The sequence below is a fragment of the Wenzhouxiangella sp. AB-CW3 genome (assembly GCF_014725735.1).
GTDB lineage: Bacteria > Pseudomonadota > Gammaproteobacteria > Xanthomonadales > Wenzhouxiangellaceae > Wenzhouxiangella.
Map to the genome: position 1 here is coordinate 348,541 of NZ_CP061368.1, position 14,197 is coordinate 362,737.

The following is a 14,197-nucleotide window of genomic DNA, read 5'->3' on the forward strand; positions in this document are numbered from 1 at the left end:
TTCGTGCCGAGCACGCCAATCCGGCTTGTTCAGCGTGTGATCAGTCGCTCGAACAGCCCTCCGGTGCCGGTCAGTTGCCGGGCGATGGCGCGGCGCAGGGGGGGCAGCCGGTTGGCTGTCTGCAAAACGGCACGGCGCAGCAGGCGTGCTGGCGGTAGTGTGCTGGTATAGAGGCCGACGACGGTGGCGGTGGCCGCATACAGCGGCAGGCTGTGGGCGCGATGCCGGGCCGCGTAGGCCGCCAGCCGACGCGGGCTGGCGACGTCGCCGTCCCGAATCCTGGCCTTGCCGATTTCCTCGACCAGCAGGTCCACGCCGGTCAGCCCCAGGTTGAAGCCGTGGGCCGTGACCGGGTGCATGCCCACGGCGGCATCGCCCAGGCAGGCAAAACGCTCGGCGGTGAGGCGATCGGGCCAGACGCCTACCAGCGGGTAGACATGACGTTCGCTGACCAGCTCCATCGACCCCAGCCGATGTCGGTACAGTTCGGTCACCTGCTGGTTGAAAGAATCCACGTCCATGGCTTGCAGTTCGCCAATGCGTTCGTGCGGCAGGGTGATGACGGCCGAGGCATACGGGCCGTTTAGCGGCAGCAATGCCAGGGTGCGATCCTCGCCGAACCATTCCCAGGCTACGTGCTCATGATCCCGCTCAAGCTGCATGCGCGCGACCAGCATGGACTTGCCGTAATCGCGCATGCGTGCACCGATGCCGGCTGAGCGCCGGCTGCCGGAAAAGCGCCCGTCGGCGGCCACCACCAAGCGGGCATTGAGTACCGTGCCATCGGAGAGTACGAGCTCACGGACATTGGCTTTCGGCCGGGTGGTCTCCACCCTCCGGCCCGTGAGCCAGTGGATGCCCCGGACCTCACGCGCCGCCTGCCATGCCGCCTGGCGGATATGGTGGTTCGAGATCAGCCAGCCGAGCTGGTCGGCACCGCCGTCGCCATGGGTGATGCGCATGGGCTGGTCCGATTCGCCGTCGAACACCCAGGCATCGGTGAGATCGCTGATGTCGTCGGTTGCAAAGCGCGACCAGATATCCAGGCGCTCCAGAATGGCACGCGAGGCATGGGTCAGGGCAATCTCGCGCCCATCGTGGTCCGGGCTGGACAGCGCGGCTGCTTCGGCTGGATCAACCACGGCCACTTCCAGCTGCTTGTCGCCCAGCGCCCGCGCCAGGCTCAGACCGGCAGGTCCGGCCCCGATGATGGCAATGTCGACGTTCATGCGCTTCCTCTTCAAAACCCGGCAGACGACTCTATTGTCGCAGATCGGCGTGTCGCCGGCCCCAACCGCCGTTGCAGTGGGGTTAGACTTGACAATTGGTGCCGAGTGCCGGAGACATGCCAGCCATGCCACGCAAGATATTGTTCGCTTTTCTTTTTCTGTCCACGGGCCTTCAGGCCGGTGACCTGCCCGACGTTGCCGAGCTGTCGGTGGCCGATCTGCAACGCGGCTATGAAGAGGGTGATTTCACCATCGTGGACGTGACGCGCGCCTACCTGACACGCATTGAGGCCTATGATCGCAACGGCCCGCGACTGAACTCCGTGCTGACGGTCAGCGACGACGCGCTGGAGACCGCCGAAGCCCTGGACCGGGAACTGGCTGCCGGCGAGCACCGTGGGCCGCTGCATGGCATTCCGGTGCTGCTCAAGGACAATATCGACACGCATGACATGCCCACCACCGCTGGTTCGGTGTTTCTGGCCGAATCGGTGCCGCCCAAAGACGCTTTCATCGTCAAGCGCCTGCGCGAGGCCGGCGCCATCATCCTGGGCAAGACCAACCTGAGCGAGTGGGCCAATTTCCACTCCAGCTTTTCCTCCAGCGGCTGGAGCCGGCTGGGCGGCCAGGTTCGCAATCCCTACGATCCCGACCGCAATCCCTGCGGGTCGAGTTCAGGTTCCGGTGTTGCCGCGGCAGCGGGACTGGCGGCAGTGACCATCGGCACCGAGACCAACGGCTCCATTGTCTGTCCGGCCAATGCCAATGGCGTGGTCGGCATGAAGCCTACCGTCGGGCTGTGGAGTCGCAGTGGCATCATCCCGATTTCGCACACCACCGACAGTGCCGGCCCGATGACCCGCACCGTGGCCGATGCCGCCGCGCTGCTCGGCCCGCTGGCCCGGATCGATCCGGGCGATCTTTTCACCGCCGCCGCCGGGGCCCATGTACGTGATGACTACACGCAGTATCTCGATGCTGACGGGCTGAAGGGCCGGCGGATTGGCCTGTGGACCGAACCCCTGGGGTCTCATTACCGCGTCGACGCGATGACTCACCAGGCTGTTGCCGCCCTCGAGGAAGCCGGTGCCGAGGTCATCGAGATCGAGCAGATTTCCAGTCGCAACATCAATGCCGAATCGCTGACCGTGCTGCTCCACGAATTCCGCTTCGGTCTGGACCAGTATTTTGCCTCGCTGGGCGAGGATGCGGCGCTGGCCGATTTCGACGACCTGGTGGCCAGGGTCCGGGAAGAGCCGGCGGAAATCGCCCGCTTTGATCGTTCGCTGATCTTCAGGGCCGCAGAAACCGAGGGCCTGGAATCGGAAGAATACCGGGAGGCGCTGTCCACCATGCTGGAATTCAGCCGCGAGCAAGGCATCGATCGGGTCATGGATGAGCATGAGCTGGACGCCATCGTGGCACCCACCGGCTCTCCGGCCTGGATGACCGACCTGACCCTGGGCGACAACTTCTCGGTGTCGAGTTCCTCGCCTTCGGCGCGGGCCGGCTATCCCATCATTTCTGTGCCCATGGGCCTGATAGACGGATTGCCGCTCGGGATATCCTTTTTCGGCCGCGCCTGGAGCGAGCCGGATCTGTTGGCCATGGCCTATGCCTACGAACAGGCCACCGGGCATCGAAGCAGCCCTGAGTTGTCGGCCGACTGATCCTGCGCTCAACGCATCAGATCGGGCAGGAATAGCGCGATCTGCGGAAACAGGATCAGTAGCGCGGTCGAGCACAGCAGAATGATGATGAACGGCGGTGTGCCCTGGATGATCTCCATGTAGGGCCTTCGAAATATGGCCACGGCGGTAAAGATGTCGCAGCCGAATGGTGGCGTGGCCGATCCGATTGCCGCCTGCAGCACGATGATGGTGCCGACGTGCACCGGGTCGAGTCCGGCCGCAGTAATGGCCGGCGCGAAAATCGGCGTGAGCACCAGGATCACGACGATGGGATCGACGAACATGCAGCCGATGAAGTAGGCCACGGCAATCAGGACCAGCACGCGGTAGGGGTGCTCGGCGGCGGTGGCCAGCACGTCACCGAGCAGCAGCCCCGGGATCTGGGCAAAGGAAATGATCCAGGAAAAGGCCATGCCGGCGGCCACCAGGATGAATACCACCGCGGTAATCAGGCCAGTCGACAGGGCGATCCCAGGCAGATCGGGCAGCTTGACCTGGCGGTAGATGACCATTTCCAGCAGCAGGGCGTAGGCAACCGATATGGATGCCGCCTCGGTGGGGCTGAAGGTGCCGGTGTAGATGCCGCCGATAATAATGACCGGAAATCCGAAGGCCAGCAACGCGCGCCGTATGGCTTTCAGGCGGGCCCGCCAGTCGGCTTTCGGCAGCACGGGAATCCCTTTCCAGACCGAAATGGCGTAGCAATAGAGCGCCATCAGCACCAGGATCATCACGCCCGGTCCGATGCCGGCAATGAATAGATCCCCCACCGAGGTGCCCGAGACCACGCCATAGATAATCATGCCGATCGATGGCGGAATCAGCAAAGCAATGTCACTGGCGTTGATGATCAGGGCCATGGAAAAGCGGTCGCTGTAGCCGGCTTCCAGCAGCCGGGGTCTAAGCGGCTTGCCCATGGCTACCACGGTTGCCTGGGTAGAACCCGAGACCGCGCCGAACAGCGTGCAGGACACCGCCGTGGTGACGGGCAGGCCGCCGCGAATATGGCCGAAAAATTTGCTGACCAGGTCAAGCAGGCGGTCCGCGGTATGACCCTTGATCATGATGTCGGCGGCCAGGATGAACATGGGGACCGCCACCAGCACAGTCTGTTCGACGCCGCCGATCATCTGCTGGACCAGGGTGGCGGGGTTGACCGTGGAGAAGCTGGCGAACATCAGTATCAGCGCGCCGACGATCAGCGGCACCATCATCGGGTAGCCCATGAGCAGCAGCACGATCATGATGGCGCCGGCAATCATTGCCACGGTCGTGGTGTCCAGCCCCGACAGTCCGATCCACTCGAAAAACTCAACCATCGACCTGTCTCTCCCGTGCTTCGCCCAGACTGGACTGTCCGGCGGATTGGGCGGCGCTTTCATACTCGTCGCGTCGATACCAGGATAGGTAGTTGTCGCGACCGATCAGGTTGCGAATGCCGGCCAGGGCAAACTGGATCGAGCCGAGCAGGAAGCCCAGCGGTACCAGCATGTGAACCAGGTAGACCGGAAAGCCGGTCGAAGAGGTCACGCGACAGCGGCCCTCGCGATTGGCCACCAACTCCAGAAACAGCGAGAACAGCCAGGCGGCCAGCAGGAACCCCGCCACCAGGGCTGTGCCCAGCGCAAGGGGACGCATGACCGGCCCAAGTTGTCGCAGCCAGCGTCCGCCGTGGTGATGAGTCAGCCGTACGCCGTGGCCCGCCAGAATCAGGCCGATCAGCACCATGACAATGGCCACGCTCGTCGGCATGGCCCCGACCGGGACGCTCAGGCCGACGAACTCGACATGTTCGGGCAGCACCCGGCAGCTGCGCTGGGTCGACTGGGCATAGTCCCGTCCATAGCCGGCCAGAGCGAACAGCAGGGCACTGGTCGTCAGGCTCACGAAAATCAGTAGAACCTTGCGCGCACGCTGGGGCAGCAGGTCGTGAATGGCCGAGACACGGATGTGGCGTGCCTCGCGAGCACCGATGCCGATGCCCATGAAGGTCACGATCACCAGCAGGATCTGACTGACATCGTGGGCGAACTGAATGCTGGAACCCAGCGTGTTGCGCGAAATGACATTGGCCACCGAAATGGCCGCCATGGCGAGAATACAGGTCACCAAGGCACTGCGCTCGAACCAGCCCAGGCCGTCATCCAGCCATGCAAAGCCGGCTTTTACGGCGCTGCGCCAGCGCGTGCCGCTGGATGGCAGAATTGGAGTCATCGGGCCTGTGCTGCTGGGTCAGACCTAACCATAGCTTTGTGCAGGCGCCTCGACAACCCGGGGGGAGATTCGTCGGGAAAACGACGGTCCGAGCGGCGGGGCCCGTGGCCTGTGTTATGGTCATGAGTGAATCCAATCACGACTGCTTGCGGAGAGAGTGCGATGAAACACATCATGCGCTTGACGACCGGACTGTTCCTGGTCCTGATTCTGACCCTGGTCGGCTGTGCCGAACCGGAAGACGACACCGCCGTGGATGAGCCGGCACCGCCGCCCGAGCCGGAATCCGTGACCTGGCGGTTTGCCCTGGAAGAAATCGAGGGCAGTGTGCAGGATGCCTACGCACAGGAGTTTGCCCGCCGCCTGAACGAACGCTCGGATGGCAGGATCAATATCGAAATCTATCCGTACGGCGCCATCGGGACATCGTCCCAGATCACGGAGATGATGCAATCCGGCGCGCTGGAGCTGGCTTTTGCTTCGCCCGGTCATCTGGCCGATGCCATTCCGGAGGTCGGGGTTTTCACGTTGCACTTCGTTTTATCCGACGACAGCGAGATCAATCGCCAGGTGCTGTCCGATCCGCGGTTGCACGAGCTGTTTCATGCACCTTATCGCGACGAGGACCTGGAACTGCTGGCCATCGTGCAGGAAGGCTGGATGGTCTGGAGTGGTGACAAGCCGTTGCGCACCCCCGAAGATTTCGAGGACTTCCGCATTCGCACCATGACCTCGCCGATCCTGGTTTCCTCCTACGAAGCCTATGGCGCCAACCCCACGCCCATGCCCTATGCCGAGGTCTACAGCGGCCTGCAGCTCGGACAGATCGACGGTCAGGTCAACCCGATTTTCGCCATCGAGGAAATGAGCTTCTACGAGGAGCAGGACTACCTGACCTCGGGCCGCCATGCTCAGTTTGTCGCCACCGTGGCTGCCAGCCGGCAGTGGTGGGACGGCCTGTCAGACGAAAAGCGTGAAATGATCGAACAGACACGCGACGAGATGGTCGAGTGGATCGATCGTGAGCAGATTCGCTACAACGAGGAAAGGCTGCAGGTCATTCTCGATGCCGGCGGCACCGAGTTCGTCGAGCTGACCGATGAGGAGCGAGAGGTGTTCCGCGAGCTGAGCATGGGCGTGCGCGACATTTACGTCGACCAGGCCGGGGAGCGTGGCCAGGAAATTCTCGAAACCATCCTTGACCTAGTTGAGGAGTACGCCGGCGAATAAGCTATCGCCGGCGTTTCCGGTCAGTTCTTGTCGGCTTCAGGCGGCGACCTCAAGCGGACCGAAGTCTTCGCGCTCGGAGAGGAACTCAGGGCGCCGCATGGTGCCGGAAAACGGCCGATGTGGCGTGTTGAACACGCTGTTGTAGACAAAGAAGACGTTGCTGCGCGGTCTTGGCGACATGTTGGCGTTGGAGCCATGCAGCAAGTTGCAGTCAAACAGCAGCAGCGAACCGGCTGGACCGGTCGCCGACCGTAGTCCACCCGCCCTGATCAGGCGCTCGAGGCTGCCATTGTCAGGGACACCGAACTGTTGGTGCTTCAGTGACTCCTTGTAATGGTTCTCGGGGGTCGGGCCGGCACATGGGACGAAGTAACGATGCGACCCGGGTATCAGCATCAACGGGCCGTTGAATTCGTCGTTGTCGGTCAGGATGATCGAGCAGCTCACTGCTCTCATGCCCGGCATGCCATCCTCGGCATGCCAGGTCTCGAAATCCGAGTGCCAGTTGAAGCCCTTGCCCTTGAAGCCGGGCTTGTAGTTGATGCGTGACTGGTGCACGTAGACCGGGCTTCCGAGCAATTGTTCGGCCATCGGGAGAACACGCGGATGGCGGCACAGGTCGGCAAACACTCCGGAGTGATGGTGTACGCGGAAAATCGAGCGAATCTTCTTGCTGTCGGGTTCGGTAATCACATCTTCTCGCCCGACCATTGCGGGGTCGGCACACAGGCGCCCGAGTTCCCGAATGTAGCGCTTCAGTTCCCGGCTGGTGAAGAAGGCCGGAAAGAACAGAAAGCCATCCTGACGGTAGCATTCGAGCTGCTCGTGATCGAGCGGGCCGTCCTGCTCTGTGCCATAGATGACCGGGTCACGGCGATCGAACATGATCTTTGGCCGTGGTTGTCGTGTGGGATAAAGGTCTCTGGCAGCATCCATACGCAATACTCCTCGCTGATCGATCCGATAGACAAGCAATGACATACGGAATGGCAGGTTTCCGGGAAACGTGAACGGAGAACTGCCATTAGCAGCGGGGGAAGACTTGGGAGCGATCGCGCTCCTTTGCAAGACCGAGTTGACTGCGGCAACCGGCCTGTGCAGGTGGACTCGCGGCGCGGCTGAGGGCGGGTTAACATGAACGTCCCCTTACTACCGACTGGATGGTGTCATGCGACTGATTTCCCTAACGTTAACCCTTCTGCTGGCCAGTACTGCCGCCCTGGCGCAATCGCCGCGGGTGTGGTTCGATACCGAACTGGGTCCGATCATTCTCGAACTCGATGAGGTCAACGCGCCCGTCACGACAGAGAACTTTCTTGACTATGTGGATGCCGGGTTCTACGACGGGCTGATCTTCCACCGCGTGGTCGGGGATTTCGTCATCCAGGCAGGGGGCTTCAACGCGAGTCTCGAGTATCAGGAACCCCTTTTCAACGACATCGTCAACGAATCGGACAATGGTCTGTCCAATCGGCGCGGCACGATCGGCATGGCGCGAACCAGTGACCCGGATTCGGCCAATGCGCAGTTCTATATCAACACCGGCGACAACGATGGCCTCGACGGAAGCAGCTCGGAGCCGGGTTACGCCGTTTTCGGAGAGGTGATCGAGGGCATGGGTACGGTAGAACGCATCAATGCACTCAGGGCGCTTGCAACAGGCGGTATGCGGGAGGTTCCGGTGCGTCCACCTCTGATTCGGCGCGCCGTGCAGGTTGACGGCTTTCCCATCATGCCTCTGCACACGGCATCGTGGTTCGATCCCGAGCGAGCCGGCGTCGGCTTCAATGTCGAGGTTACCAACGATGCCTCCACTGAGCAGGGGCCGGTGATGGTTGTCTACTGGTACGATTTCAGCAATGGCCAGCCGATCTGGCTGACCGGCGTGACCGATTTCGAGTGGGGCGACGATGCCGTCACCATGGAACTGATTCACGTGGCTGGCCCCAATGAGGCAGCCGACTTTCTCACCCCGCCGCCGGGCGAGGATTTCGAAACATGGGGAGAGTTGACCCTTCGTTTCGATGACTGCATGACCGGACGCTTCCAGTTCGACTCGCCCGAATATGGCAGTGGCGAGTTCGTGGCCACCCGCCTGACATTGCCCGACGGCGCCAGCTGCCAGGAGTTCTGAAGTTTGCCCGGGGCCGTCCCGGGATGGCCCCGGATTGAATGTGTGAGGCCCGGCGCCGCTGCGGGCCGAACTTTCTCAGTCGTCGTGTCGCGAAGGTCGGTTCGAGCGACGTTGAACACTGGAGCTGCGCGAGGGCGCTGCAGCCGCCCTGGCCTGACGGTTGCCCGATGATGACGAAGTCCTCGGTCCCGCGCTGCGGCTGGTCGTACTGCGCGAAGGCGGTGTGCTTGAGCGTGACGATGCTGGTGATCCACTCGACTGGCTGCGCGAGGCTGGCGCGGACGAGCGCGACTGGCGTGGCGCGGATCTCGAGCTGGCAGGCTGGGACGACGGGCTAGAGGCTGGCCGAGATGTGCCACGTGTGGTGCTCTCGGAGCGATGGCTTGAAGCGCGCGCCGGTGCCGATTGGCGGCTGTGGTTGCGGGCCTGGGTATCGGAGCGTGAGGTCGATTGTGATGACGAGCGCGACAACGAGGGCTCCCTGCCCGTGCTGCGGGACTGGCTGTCGCTGGCCTGACGCGCCGGGTTGGCCTGGCGCTGGCCTTGCTCGGTGGTGCGCGCCGAGCCCGTGCGAGATGTTGACTCGTTGCGCCTCGGCGCGGATTGCCGGGTGTTTTCCGTTCGAGTCGTCTGTGCCTGCCGTTGGTTCCGACTGTCCGCTCGGTTCAATGCTTCACTTCGCGGGCTGCTCGACCGTTGCGTTGCGGCACGATGGTCCGTTCTCGCCTGGTTTTGACCGCGCTGGCGTTCGCCCCGTTGCAACTGGCTTGTGCCGGAACTGCGGGATTGTGTCTGGGCGCGGGCCTGTGCCCGTTCGCGCAGGGGGGCGGCCGAGCGCTGCTGGTCGGCCCACTGGCGCTGCTGGCTCAGTGTGCGTGCCCGCTGGGGGGCGGTGGCGCGAGGCGTCGCCGTGCGCATCGAAGCGGACCTGGCCTCGTTGCGCTGCGACTGGACGAAGCGCCGTTGATCCACGCCGGGTCTATAACTCACCCCGCGTCGGTGCACGGGGTTGTGCTGCCAGCGGCGTGCGTTGCTGTAGCGCGCGATCTCCCGGCCGGAGCTGAAGTGCCGGTGGGTATGGACATGACGGTGATAATGATAGTGATGATGATGGTGCACGCTGACCACCTGGCGGCGTGACCAGTGGAAGGAGCTGAAGTAGAACGTCGGTGCCACGCGGTAGGCCGGGCCCCAGTAAAACACCACGCTGCTGCGGTAGGCCGGCGGATGACGCCAGTACACCGGCGGATGGCTGGCCCAGCGCCAGCGGGTGTAGACCACGCGCGGATCGTAGTAGGGCACGTACACCACGCGAGTGCGGGCCGGCTCGATATAGATGTATTGCGTCTCGCGAACCACGCGGACATGCTCGTTTGAGCGTAGATGCCCCTGGGCATAGGCTTCCGAGCGCAGGTACTGAACCGTGTCGACAACTTCCTCTTCCTGCATCAGGAAGGCATCGCCGAGACGCTGCGTCCATTCCAGATCCTCGTCCATGCGCGCGATCAATTCCGGGAATGCGACCAGCGCCTTGACGCTGGGATCCCAGTCCTTGTGCTCGACGGCGGCCACTGCTTCTTCACCGCGCAGGTTCGGATTGTGGCGCGACCAGCGCGCGGCCTGAACCACTTCCAGTGGATAGGTGGCTGCAATCAGCACATGTGACAACACCGTGTCGGGGTAGAGCGCCACGGGTGCGAGCATCTGGTCGAGCTCGGCCTGGGTAAAGGCGTCAGCCTGCGCCGATTGAGAGTGGACGGACAGACTGATCCCCATGATGAGAAGCAAAGATACGGTCATGCCTTGAAGGATTTTCATGGTGTAGCCTCCGGGCCGGACATCGGCACTGTGGGCGGTTCGATAGCACACGTTATACACCAGACAGGCTGAAGTCCGGCTGAACGAGCGGGGCATGAATCAAGCTGTCTCCCACGCAAATCTCATCCGGCCGGCACCCGAAACGGGTAGAATTCAGGTCATGAAAGCCTTGTTTCTGATCGGACTGGCGCTGGTGCTGGTTGGTGGAGCGCTCACTTTTGGCCCGTGGTCAACCGGCGCCGGCCTGCTGATCATGCTGTGCAGCCTGCCACCGATTTTTCTCGGGCTGTTTTTCTGGGTCTTGCGCGATTCTGATCCGCAGTGATTCAGGTCATGCCCCGCGGCAGGATCTGGGCGGCGACGGCGGCAAAGTGACAAATACTGCCACCGAGAACGAACAGGTGCCAGACCGCATGGCTGTAGGGGATGCGCTCGTTGTGGTAGAACACCGTCCCGGCCGTGTAGAGTATGCCGCCGGCAATGAGCCAGGCCAGGGCTGCTGGCGTGAGTGCCTGCACCAGGGGCACAAAGGCCACCAGGACCAGCCACCCCATGCCGACATAGGTCGCGGTTGACAAGGCCTTGAAACGGCCGGTGAAGAAAAGCTTGAAGATGATGCCCAGCAAGGCCATTCCCCAGATCACCCCGAACAGCGACCAGCCCCAGCTGCCCTGCAGCGCGACCACGGTGAACGGCGTATAGGTGCCGGCAATGAGCAGAAAGATTGCGCAATGATCAAGCACTTTGAGCCGTGACCTGACGCGAGGATGGCGCGCGGCGTGGTAAAGCGTCGATGCGCTGTAGAGCAGCACCAGCGAAGCAACGAACACGGAGACGCTGACCACTTCGCGTGCCCCGGCATAGATCGCAGCCAGCGTGATCAGTGCGGCACCGCCACCTATGGCCAGAATCACGCCAATGCCATGGGTCAGGGTGTTGGCAATCTCCTCGCGGTGTAGCCTAGGGTGGTTCACGATGACATCATTTTCGATGGTGTTGTTTGTCGACAGTATCGCACGGCCGCGGGGGCTTCGCTTGAACCTTGTGCCCGAGTGGCGCACAATCAGGGGTCCGGTTCGCATCTTTTTTCACTCTGGGGCTGGCAGATTTATGGTTACTGCTATCGATCGTTCACTGGCACCCCCGCGTGTGCTGTTCGTTGACGATTCCCGGTTGATGCGCTACGCCGGTGATCGCTTTCTGGACGGGTATTGCGATCTTGTGCTGGCCGAGGATGGTCGTGATGCCTGGGATCGTCTGCATCTGGACCCGGAGATCGGGTTGGTGTTCACCGACCTGATGATGCCTGTGATGGACGGTCATGAGCTGATTCGCCGCATACGGGCCTGTCCAGACCGGCGCATTCGCGGGCTTCCCGTGCTGGTCGTCACCAGCCAGGAGGAGGCGGCGGCCAGGGAGCGCGCCATCGATGCCGGGGCAACCGATTTCATTCCCAAACCCTTCAGTCCGGACGACCTGCGTCATGCGCTGGAGCTTGGCAGTTCCTGGCCGGCCAGCAGCGACACCGATGGCGACTCGACGGTTCCGACCGTGCGCGCCAGGGACTTGTTGCACGAGCCCGGGCAGGAACCTTCTGCCTACCTGTTTCGTCTGCAGCAGGCCTTGAGCTTCCATCAGCGACAGCAGCTTGATCTGGCGCTGATGCATCTGCAACTGCAAAGCTATGAACACACCTGTGAGCGTTACGGCCAGTCCTGGGCCGATGCCGTCATGCGCAATCTCCACCGCAGCCTGGTGCACGTGCTCAGGCACGAAGACGGCGTGCACCGCACGGCCCCGGATCGACTGAGCATCATACTCATGGGTACCGGTCGCGAGGGTGCGCGGGTGCTGGTTCGTCGCATCAGGCAGCGCATTGGTGGTTCCAGCATGCGTCTGGCCAGTATGTCGGTGCGCATGGATCTGCGTTTCGTGGTCCAGTTCCCCGACGTGAACGCCGAAGAGGATCCCGACAGGTTGCTGTATGAGGCGGACAGAATGATGCAGTGGCGGCCCGCGGCGCCGCCGGCCAGGCCGGTCCGGCATCTGAGCAGCGTGGATTCTTCGGGCAACTGAGCGTCATGCGGCCCAGAACCGCCTACTGCCGGGCTGTTCCCATTTGAGCCAGGACATGGTGCAGCAGTTGTGCTGAACGGTCGGTGGCGGCTTCATGCTGGCCGAAGAGGTCTTCCAGTGCGGTCTGATCCAGGTGATCAGGGTGATGAACCTCGGCAATGGTCGCGTAAAGCAGTGCTTCTCCGCCCCGTCGTGCGGTCAGGTCGAAGACATGAACGGCCAGGCGCGTGCCGGGGGCTTCCCCCATGAGTGGTTCCAGCCGGCTGCCTGCGGGCAGTTCACCGGTCCAGATGTGTTCGCGGCCAACCTCCCAGCCGTCACCGGCCAGGGTAGCGCCAATCGAGGCGCCGTCGCGGATGCGCTGGTGTGCTTCGGCCAGACGGGGGTCGACTGGATCGTGAAACCGGGTCACGGCAAAGGTCCGGGTAACGGTACCGACTGCTTCGCGACTGTGAAGAGTGGCGACCCGGACCTCTCCGGTCTGATCGAGCACTTCAATGCCGTAACTGCCGAACTTCTGCTCGATCCGCTCGCTGTTGAGCAGACCGGCCGAGTCGGAGGCGATCATGGCCGGGGCGGCCACGCCAAGCAAGGTGCCCAGGGTCAGCATGCGCAGAAATTCAGTCGTCGGCATCGGTTTCGGGCAGGACGACATTGAGTTCCAGCACGTCCTGCTCGCCTTCCTTGTCCAGGCGGACCTGCACAGCCTCGTCATCGACATTGACGTACTTGCGGATCACTTCCAGCAGCTCGCGTTGCAGCAACGGCAGGTAGTCGGGCCCGCCGCGCTGGGCCCGCTCCTGGGCCACCAGGATGAGCAGGCGTTCCTTGGCCACGCTGGCCGAAGCCGGCTTGCGCTTGCGCATGAAGTCCAGCAGTCCCATGATCAGCTCCCGAACAGTCGCTTGAAGATACCCTTGCGGTCGACTTCGACATATCGCATCGGCCGTTCCTCGCCCAGCAGCCGGGCCACGGCATCGGCATAGGCCTGGCCGGCCGGTGCCTGATCATCGAGTATGACCGGGACCCCCGAGTTGGACGATTGCAGCACCATGTCCGATTCGGGAATGACACCGAGCACCGGCAGCCCGAGAATTTCCTCGATATCGTCCACGCCCATCATGTCGCCTTCGGCTACACGATCAGGCGAGTAGCGGGTGATGAGCAGGTGCTCGCCGACGGGGTCTTCTCCACGTTCGGCCCGGCGCGACTTGCTGGCCATGATGCCGAGCACGCGATCGGAGTCGCGCACCGAGCTGACTTCGGGGTTGACCACCACGATGGCGCGGTCGGCGAAATACATGGCCAGATGAGCGCCGCGCTCGATGCCAGCCGGCGAATCGCAGACGATGTAGTCGAAATCCTTGCGCAACTCATCAAGGACCTGCTCCACCCCGGTCTCGGTCAGCGCATCCTTGTCGCGCGTCTGCGAGGCGGCCAGGATGAAAAGTGAATCGTTGCGCTTGTCCTTGATCAGGGCCTGCTTGAGACTGCAATCGCCCTGGATCACGTTGACGAAATCGTAGACCACGCGCCGTTCGCAGCCCATGACCAGGTCAAGATTGCGCAGACCGACATCGAAATCGATCACGGCCACGCGCTTGCCGCGCTGCGCCAGGCCGGTGGCAATGCTGGCACTGGTGGTGGTCTTGCCGACTCCCCCCTTGCCCGAAGTAATGACGATGATTTCAGACAACTGCGGATCCTCCAGTATTGATCAGGGCAGTGTTGAGCAGGGCCGCCGCTGGCTGGCAGCCGACCCGGCATTCTACCCCACTCAACGAGTGCATCAATGGCCGCGTCGG

Annotated in this window: 14 protein-coding genes; 5 read left to right on the forward strand and 9 right to left on the reverse strand. The window is 62.8% G+C overall.

Features of this window, described 5'->3' with window-relative positions; translation table 11 throughout:
- Positions 1-29: 29 nt before the first annotated feature.
- Positions 30-1,229, reverse strand: a complete 1,200-nt coding sequence (gene ubiM, locus IC757_RS01450) for a 5-demethoxyubiquinol-8 5-hydroxylase UbiM (RefSeq protein WP_190975641.1) — start codon at positions 1,227-1,229, stop codon at positions 30-32.
- Positions 1,230-1,354: 125 nt separating this feature from the next.
- On the opposite strand from ubiM, the gene IC757_RS01455 reads away from it, so the two are divergent.
- Positions 1,355-2,899, forward strand: a complete 1,545-nt coding sequence (locus IC757_RS01455) for an amidase (protein ID WP_190975642.1) — start codon at positions 1,355-1,357, stop codon at positions 2,897-2,899.
- An 8-nt stretch (positions 2,900-2,907) separates the two neighbouring features.
- On the opposite strand, the gene IC757_RS01460 is transcribed toward IC757_RS01455, so the two are convergent.
- Positions 2,908-4,239 carry a TRAP transporter large permease gene (locus tag IC757_RS01460; protein ID WP_223846202.1) on the reverse strand — a complete coding sequence of 444 codons (1,332 nt, stop codon included), beginning with the start codon at positions 4,237-4,239 and terminating at the stop codon, positions 2,908-2,910.
- On the reverse strand, positions 4,232-5,134 hold the full coding sequence (locus IC757_RS01465) for a TRAP transporter small permease (RefSeq protein ID WP_190975643.1): 903 nt from the start codon (positions 5,132-5,134) through the stop codon (positions 4,232-4,234). Before IC757_RS01465 ends, IC757_RS01460 begins: the two co-directional genes overlap by 8 nt.
- Before the next feature lie 162 nt (positions 5,135-5,296).
- Between IC757_RS01465 and dctP the strand changes: the two genes are divergently transcribed.
- Positions 5,297-6,364: a TRAP transporter substrate-binding protein DctP gene (dctP, locus tag IC757_RS01470; RefSeq protein WP_190975644.1), complete on the forward strand. Its 1,068-nt coding sequence runs from the start codon at positions 5,297-5,299 to the stop codon at positions 6,362-6,364.
- Positions 6,365-6,400: 36 nt separating this feature from the next.
- Here dctP and thpD read toward each other — a convergent pair whose 3' ends face one another.
- A complete protein-coding gene (gene thpD / locus IC757_RS01475; RefSeq protein ID WP_223846203.1) occupies positions 6,401-7,249 on the reverse strand; it encodes an ectoine hydroxylase in 849 nt (282 codons plus the stop codon).
- Between the two features lie 283 nt (positions 7,250-7,532).
- Here thpD and IC757_RS01480 point away from each other — a divergent pair, with 283 nt between their 5' ends.
- Complete coding sequence (locus IC757_RS01480; RefSeq protein ID WP_190975646.1) at positions 7,533-8,498, forward strand: peptidylprolyl isomerase; 966 nt, start codon at positions 7,533-7,535, stop codon at positions 8,496-8,498.
- Positions 8,499-8,573: 75 nt separating this feature from the next.
- Here the strand turns inward: IC757_RS01480 and IC757_RS01485 are convergent, their stop codons facing one another.
- Positions 8,574-10,316, reverse strand: coding sequence for a DUF3300 domain-containing protein (locus tag IC757_RS01485; RefSeq protein ID WP_190975647.1), 1,743 nt, complete (start codon positions 10,314-10,316; stop codon positions 8,574-8,576).
- Between the two features lie 160 nt (positions 10,317-10,476).
- Here IC757_RS01485 and IC757_RS01490 point away from each other — a divergent pair, with 160 nt between their 5' ends.
- Positions 10,477-10,641 (forward strand): hypothetical protein, encoded by a 165-nt coding sequence (locus IC757_RS01490; protein WP_190975648.1) that lies wholly within the window; start codon positions 10,477-10,479, stop codon positions 10,639-10,641.
- Between the two features lies 1 nt (position 10,642).
- On the opposite strand, the gene trhA is transcribed toward IC757_RS01490, so the two are convergent.
- The gene (gene trhA / locus IC757_RS01495; protein ID WP_223846204.1) at positions 10,643-11,290 is read right to left on the reverse strand and encodes a PAQR family membrane homeostasis protein TrhA; all 648 of its coding nucleotides are present in this window, start codon (positions 11,288-11,290) and stop codon (positions 10,643-10,645) included.
- A 136-nt stretch (positions 11,291-11,426) separates the two neighbouring features.
- On the opposite strand from trhA, the gene IC757_RS01500 reads away from it, so the two are divergent.
- Positions 11,427-12,392: a response regulator gene (locus tag IC757_RS01500; RefSeq protein WP_190975650.1), complete on the forward strand. Its 966-nt coding sequence runs from the start codon at positions 11,427-11,429 to the stop codon at positions 12,390-12,392.
- 22 nt (positions 12,393-12,414) lie between these two features.
- Here IC757_RS01500 and IC757_RS01505 read toward each other — a convergent pair whose 3' ends face one another.
- Genes IC757_RS01505 through minD form a run of 3 tightly spaced genes read right to left on the reverse strand, consistent with a single transcriptional unit; the run spans position 12,415 to position 14,088 of the window.
- Positions 12,415-13,026 (reverse strand): hypothetical protein, encoded by a 612-nt coding sequence (locus IC757_RS01505; protein ID WP_190975651.1) that lies wholly within the window; start codon positions 13,024-13,026, stop codon positions 12,415-12,417.
- Positions 13,013-13,276: a cell division topological specificity factor MinE gene (minE, locus tag IC757_RS01510; protein ID WP_190975652.1), complete on the reverse strand. Its 264-nt coding sequence runs from the start codon at positions 13,274-13,276 to the stop codon at positions 13,013-13,015. The genes IC757_RS01505 and minE overlap by 14 nt, the downstream gene beginning before the upstream one ends.
- Positions 13,277-13,278: 2 nt before the next feature.
- Positions 13,279-14,088 carry a septum site-determining protein MinD gene (gene minD, locus IC757_RS01515; protein WP_190975653.1) on the reverse strand — a complete coding sequence of 270 codons (810 nt, stop codon included), beginning with the start codon at positions 14,086-14,088 and terminating at the stop codon, positions 13,279-13,281.
- Between the last annotated feature and the right edge of the window lie 109 nt (positions 14,089-14,197).

Excerpts from the sequence above, each read along its gene's own strand:
- thpD (WP_223846203.1), bottom strand. The coding sequence starts at position 7,249 with ATGTTCGATCGCCGTGACCCGGTCATCTATGGCACAGAGCAGGACGGC.
- dctP (WP_190975644.1), top strand. The coding sequence starts at position 5,297 with ATGAAACACATCATGCGCTTGACGACCGGACTGTTCCTGGTCCTGATT.
- IC757_RS01505 (WP_190975651.1), bottom strand. The coding sequence starts at position 13,026 with ATGCCGACGACTGAATTTCTGCGCATGCTGACCCTGGGCACCTTGCTT.
- IC757_RS01490 (WP_190975648.1), top strand. The coding sequence starts at position 10,477 with ATGAAAGCCTTGTTTCTGATCGGACTGGCGCTGGTGCTGGTTGGTGGA.
- IC757_RS01485 (WP_190975647.1), bottom strand. The coding sequence starts at position 10,316 with ATGAAAATCCTTCAAGGCATGACCGTATCTTTGCTTCTCATCATGGGG.
- ubiM (WP_190975641.1), bottom strand. The coding sequence starts at position 1,229 with ATGAACGTCGACATTGCCATCATCGGGGCCGGACCTGCCGGTCTGAGC.
- minE (WP_190975652.1), bottom strand. The coding sequence starts at position 13,276 with ATGGGACTGCTGGACTTCATGCGCAAGCGCAAGCCGGCTTCGGCCAGC.
- IC757_RS01460 (WP_223846202.1), bottom strand. The coding sequence starts at position 4,239 with ATGGTTGAGTTTTTCGAGTGGATCGGACTGTCGGGGCTGGACACCACG.
- IC757_RS01455 (WP_190975642.1), top strand. The coding sequence starts at position 1,355 with ATGCCACGCAAGATATTGTTCGCTTTTCTTTTTCTGTCCACGGGCCTT.
- IC757_RS01500 (WP_190975650.1), top strand. The coding sequence starts at position 11,427 with ATGGTTACTGCTATCGATCGTTCACTGGCACCCCCGCGTGTGCTGTTC.
- IC757_RS01465 (WP_190975643.1), bottom strand. The coding sequence starts at position 5,134 with ATGACTCCAATTCTGCCATCCAGCGGCACGCGCTGGCGCAGCGCCGTA.
- IC757_RS01480 (WP_190975646.1), top strand. The coding sequence starts at position 7,533 with ATGCGACTGATTTCCCTAACGTTAACCCTTCTGCTGGCCAGTACTGCC.